Below are 4158 nucleotides of genomic sequence, written 5' to 3' on the forward strand. Positions count from 1 at the left end.
TTTTTTTTCTAGCCAAGGCAACGGTTTTGGGTATTATCTCCGTATTGGTGTCAAAATCAATTATTACCTTAAAATGTTTCACCTATGATTGCCCCCCCCTTAGATTATCAGGTGATTTTTTAATTTGGATAAAGTTTTATGTAAATAAAATGTTGAAAGTGTTTCTAAATTCTATCTTTCTAGGCGATGAATTTAGATTTTAGGGGATTTATGTTTTTTGTTTCATTATGAAAAGAAATTTTACTCAGTTTGTTCGATCGACAACCTTAACTTATTTAATACTACTAATGGCCCATTTTTCTAATGGGCAAACGATTCAAGTATTGAGCTATAATGTGATGTCTCCTGGTTGGGAGAACCATGCCAAGGGGGTGATCGAAGTGATTAGTGCTATTTCTCCGGATGTTATGGGGCTTCAGGAATCTACGGGTAATATTCAGGAGGAAATAGCGGCGGGTTTAGGAAGTGATTTTGAATTGATTTCTCATCCAAATATGGATCGGAATGAAAATGCCATTATCTTCCGATCCGATCGTTTAAAGTTGATTGATAATGGGGTTGAAGAAGTGCCACTTGCGGGGAATTTTACCAGGGCCACTTATGTCACATGGGCACTTTTTGAGGAGCAAAGTGAAAATATACAATTCTTTTTTTATGTTAGTCACTTTCCTTTCATTGGAGACCCTGATCTGGTGGATAACCTTGCAGTCCATTATAATAACGCTAATACCTTAGTTCAAACGATCAAAGAGCATCTGCATACTTTTTCCCTACCTTATATAACAGTTGGTGATTATAATGCTACTCCAAACAGTACTACCTTAGATTTTCTACTGAATCAAAAAGACATTGTCACTTCCACAGCCACTTATTCAAACCCTGTTAAACTACTAAATAGTTGGGAGCTTGTCTTTCCGGGGGTAGAGCAGCCTGGGACTGTAGGTTCAGGAAGTTCCGTATTTGATTACATTTTGGTTTCTCCAGATTTAGGGGTGACTAATACTTATGTGGATAATAGCAAAGGGGGAGGAGCTGAACCTCCATCAGACCATTTTGGGGTAGTAGCTACAATTGTTTTGGGGGAGGGAACAGATACCGGAGGGGATGATGATGTTGAAGACCCAGATATAATTACCTCCGTTAATGAAGCTCTAGTAAATTCTGGAGAGCCTGCCATCGGTTTATACCCTAACCCAAACACAGGTTCATTCTCTGTTAAGATAGGAAGGAGTGGTGAAAAAATTACAAAGCTTGAGATTGGTAATTTGAAGGGAAAAGTGGTTTATCAGAAGTTGTCGTTTAGCAATATAGAAGATATAATTAATGAAGAGATAAACTTGCCGGAACTAGCAAAAGGAGTTTACTATTTGAAGGTGGTCTTTGAGGTTCAGTTGAAGACGATCTGTTTTGTAGTGAATTAGAGGGAGTTACTTTTTATAACTTAACTACTTTGTTTTAAAGTTCATGCCTCCAGCTTTTTAGTTTTAATGGTAACCTATTGGTCATTTTTAAAAGGGAACTAAGCCAAAAATAAAAAAGGGTGTAATGGGTATATGATTTTAAATTTCAATTTTTTAATAGCAAATAAACTTAGAAGATTAATGAAAGGCCTGATTTTTATCTTGATAGGGTTCATGCCGCTTTTCCGTATGGCAAGAGCACAAAATGTTTTGCCTATTCCACCACTTTATAAAGGAGAATTGCAAAATGGTGCGGTGGTTTTTGACTTGGAAATGAAACCTGGCGAAACAGACTTCTTTCCAGATGATCCAACTAAGCCAAAAACGCCTACTGCCGGTTATAATGGAAGCTTTCTAGGACCGACACTTTTAATGCAAAAGGAAGATAGTGTGGTGTTAAATGTAACCAATAATCTGGGGGAGGAAACCACCACCCATTGGCATGGTTTTCATATTCCCGCAAAGATGGATGGTGGTCCTCAACAGAAGATTCCAGATGCTACAACATGGCAAGCCACCTTTAGAATACTTAACCGGGCTTCAACCTATTGGTACCATCCCCATATGATGCCTCCAATGGCTAGTAATGGAAGTGTGGATTGGAGTGATCCTAGAGGAACAGGTGGGCAGGTTTATCGGGGATTGGCTGGCATGATTATTATTGAAGATGAGGAGGCGAATGCTTTAAATCTTCCCCATACCTATGGTTTGGATGATATCCCCCTCATATTTACAGATCGTGCTTTTAATGAGGATGGTACATTTGAAGAGTTCTACCTTGGAGATGAGGTAAGGATAAGAAAAGGAAATACGCCAATAGTTAATGGGGCAATCACTCCATCACATGGAACTCCTGCCCAAATGATTCGTTTTCGATTGTTAAATGCTTCAAACGGACGAATCTATTACTTTGGCCTGAACGATAACAGGGTTTTCCATCAAATTGGTTCGGATGGAGGACTTCTAACTTCCCCTGTCGCATTAACAAGACTTCGTTTGTCTCCGGGAGAACGTGCAGATATCATTATTGATTTTAGTGCAGATCAGGGAAAAAGCATTCAGTTGATGAGCTTTGCCTCCGAACTAAATGAAAAAGAAGCTCCTGTTCCTGAAGTCATGCGGGATGCTATGGATATTACCGATTATAATTTGGTGACCTTTAATGTTGTTGCACCTGGGAATGATGCAAGTGCTATTAGCACTCTTCCTTCCTCTCTGATAGATATTGCTTTATATGATCCGAATGAGGCCAAGAATAATGACGAACCTAGAAGATTTGAGTTGATAAGTGAGGGCAGAATGAGCATTAATCACGAAGAAATGGATATTAACGTCATCAATGAGACAGTTAATCTTGGCGATATGGAGGTTTGGGAGATTGTTAATACCTCTGGGCAGGCCCATCCTTTTCATATACATGGGGATTCTTTTCAAGTCATTTATATAAGTGATGAAGGAGAAGAAATAGAAATTCCTGAAAATGAAAGGGGATGGAAGGATGTTGTGTTGGTTCCTGGTGCTGCCAGAGGCCATAACGGGGTAGTGAGAGTAATTAAACCCTTTTTAGATTTTGCCGATCCAGAGGCTGCCTTTATGTATCATTGTCATATTCTTGAACATGAAGATTTGGGGATGATGGGACAATTTGTTGTGGTTGATAATGGAAGCACAGATGATGGAGACACAGATAACGGCGATGATACGATTACCGGCTCAGATGATTTGAATGATATTGAACCTGGACTGAGGATTTATCCAAATCCGACAGAAAGTCAATTACATGTTTCTTTTGCCACATTGGTTTCAGGTTTATATACCCTTAAACTTTCGGATGGAGCAGGACAGGAAATTAGCGTATGGCAGCTTAATAATTTAAATCCGGGGGAGCATGATTTCGAACTTGATCTTCAGTATCTCTTACCTGCGGTATATATCCTCACTATTGAATCAAGGGATCAGGTACTCTCTAAAAAGTTAATTAAACTTTGACAGTTTGCTCTTGAGGACTCTAGGACAAAGTGCAGGAAGGGGAGAGAGGTTGGAACCGTGCCGAAGGCATCATGCATTTTTAAGAACTAAATGGTAGTCTATAGCTAATTATAAGAACCTTTTTCATTTACCGTTTATTAACCCCAATAATGTGAGCTAATTCAGACAACCTCCCATTTAAAAACTGTGGGAGTTGTCTATAGCTTATTTAATGAGTAGGTTTTTGAAATTGAGTAATTATTCTCTTACAGCGTCCTTTCGTAATGCATGGTCATTAGCTCAATACATCATCATTGTTGATTGCAGCAGTGATAAAAAGCATCCTAACAACCTAGGGGACCTTACTCAAATGAGATTTATTATTAATCAACTTTCCTTTGGGCAGGAAGTTGAGTCGATCTTGGTTTTTTTGTTGGTGCTGAACCAAACGTGATTTCCCATTTACAGCTAAAAACTGAGATTACGGTCTGGTGAAATACTTAGTAATAGCCACTGGTTTTTATCGTTACATTTTTGGATTTAAAAGTTATACCCAATAAAAAACCAAATATTATTAACAAATTTATGAGGAAGTATCTTAGTTTCTCCCCATTGTTGTTCTGGGATGTCATTAAAGTAGAAACGAAAGGGTATGGAGGCGTTTATATAAAGATGATTTACTCCAAATAAATTTATTTTCCGGTATCCGAAAGCAAATCCAATCGTCGCG

The 4158-nt window shown here is 38.5% G+C and carries 4 protein-coding genes; 3 read left to right on the forward strand and 1 reads right to left on the reverse strand.

Annotation, left to right across the window (positions count from 1 at the left end; translation table 11 throughout):
- Positions 1-227 precede the first annotated feature (227 nt).
- The 3 genes from E1171_RS05880 to E1171_RS05890 all read left to right on the forward strand — a co-directional run bounded on the left by E1171_RS05880 (position 228) and on the right by E1171_RS05890 (position 3882).
- On the forward strand, positions 228-1421 hold the full coding sequence (locus E1171_RS05880; RefSeq protein ID WP_155205022.1) for an endonuclease/exonuclease/phosphatase family protein: 1194 nt from the start codon (positions 228-230) through the stop codon (positions 1419-1421).
- Positions 1422-1601: 180 nt separating this feature from the next.
- Positions 1602-3449 (forward strand): multicopper oxidase domain-containing protein, encoded by a 1848-nt coding sequence (locus E1171_RS05885; protein ID WP_187696287.1) that lies wholly within the window; start codon positions 1602-1604, stop codon positions 3447-3449.
- Between the two features lie 193 nt (positions 3450-3642).
- Complete coding sequence (locus tag E1171_RS05890) at positions 3643-3882, forward strand: hypothetical protein (RefSeq protein ID WP_222931409.1); 240 nt, start codon at positions 3643-3645, stop codon at positions 3880-3882.
- Positions 3883-3968: 86 nt separating this feature from the next.
- Here E1171_RS05890 and E1171_RS24220 read toward each other — a convergent pair.
- The coding region (locus E1171_RS24220; RefSeq protein ID WP_222931410.1) for a hypothetical protein at positions 3969-4158 on the reverse strand (190 nt) is incomplete at its 5' end.

It is taken from the genome of Xanthovirga aplysinae (genome assembly GCF_009711365.1).
GTDB lineage: Bacteria > Bacteroidota > Bacteroidia > Cytophagales > Cyclobacteriaceae > Xanthovirga > Xanthovirga aplysinae.

What these genes read in the sequence shown, in the direction of transcription:
- E1171_RS05880 (WP_155205022.1), top strand. Translation starts at nt 228, where the DNA reads ATGAAAAGAAATTTTACTCAGTTTGTTCGATCGACAACCTTAACTTAT.
- E1171_RS05885 (WP_187696287.1), top strand. Translation starts at nt 1,602, where the DNA reads ATGAAAGGCCTGATTTTTATCTTGATAGGGTTCATGCCGCTTTTCCGT.